This window comes from Streptomyces sp. NRRL B-24085 (genome assembly GCF_001282115.1).
Classification (GTDB): domain Bacteria; phylum Actinomycetota; class Actinomycetes; order Streptomycetales; family Streptomycetaceae; genus Streptomyces.
The window spans coordinates 1-1248 of record NZ_LJBR01000651.1 but is presented as its reverse complement, the minus strand read 5'-3'; the positions used below and the strand labels follow the sequence as shown (position 1 = coordinate 1248).

Below are 1248 nucleotides of genomic sequence, written 5' to 3'. Positions count from 1 at the left end.
GGGTCGGTGTCGGGCCGGGACCCGGGCTCGGGGGCGGTTTCACCGTGGGGTGCGGAATCGGTGTCCTCTGCGGCCGTGGCGTCGGTCGGCGGGGCCGGCGCCGTCGACGGGGACGCCGGGGCGGCGGACGGTGCCGTAGGCGTGGTCACCGTGGCCGGGGCCGGGGCCGGGGACTGTGCAGTCGGCCCTGCGGGTCGGTCGGCCGCCGTGGGCTGTGCCGTCGCATCGGTGGCCGTCTGCCCTGCCGGACCGGTGGCCCCCTCCGCACCCCTGGGCTGTGCCGTGGGGCCCGTCGGCTGGGGGGAGGACAGGTGGGCCAGGACGCGGGAGAGGGTGGGGGCGTCGGATTCCGGTGCGGTGGCCTCGGGCGTGCGGCGGACGCCTTGCGCGTCGAGGACTCGGTGGAGGCGGGCCGCGTCCAGGCGCCACTTCCGGTCCACGACCTCTTCCGGGTACTCCTGCCAGTCGACCGGGGACCAGTCCGGGCCGGTCTCCGCGGGGCCGCCGTGGAAGAGGCGGGCCGCGAGCAGGGAGGCGGCCTCGTCGACCGCGCCGGGCTCCTCGAGCAGGTCACAGGCGGGGCGCTCGCCCAGCCGGGAGGCGAAGCCCTCGGCCAGACGGTCCCGGCGCGACAGCTCGGTGAGGGCGGCCACCACTCCCGCGTCCAGCCGGGAGGGCCAGCGGCCCATCCGCCAGGCGGGGAGCGCGACCCGGGTCAGCAGCCGGTCCCAGCCCGCGTACGCCAGGCCCACCTGTTCCTGGGCCACGATCCGGAGGCCGTAGTCCACGGCCTGGGCACGCTCCGCGGCCGCGGCGGCGACCCCGCGCTCCATCTGGGTCGCGTGCTCCCGGCAGCTCCGCAGGAGCAGACGGGCCACCCAGGCGACGCCCGCGCACATCCCGCGGGTGAGCGGACAGCGGCCGGGGACGGAACCGACGGCCACCGCGGCGTCCAGACCCCTTACGAAACGGCGGGCCGCCGCTATGTCGGGGTGGGCCGAGGGGCCCGTACCGGCGACGACGGGGGCGAGGACCGCGCGCAGTTCGCCCACGCGCATCCACCACAGGAACGGCGACCCGATGACCAGCACCGGGGCGGCCGGGGCACCGCGGTGGGAGCCGCGGACGCCCGTGATCTCGTCCTCCCGGCCCGGCTGCGGGGGCGGGCCGTGGGCGGGGTGGGTGCGGTCCCCCAGCCAACTGTCGCAGTCCGGGGTCAGCGCTATGGCGGAGGGTGCGGGGACGTCC

1 protein-coding gene is annotated in these 1248 nt (G+C 78.0%); it reads right to left on the bottom strand.

Annotation, left to right across the window (positions count from 1 at the left end):
* Positions 1 to 1248 (bottom strand): hypothetical protein (locus AOJ26_RS40845; RefSeq protein ID WP_053853377.1); only part of this gene is annotated, 1248 nt, incomplete at both ends.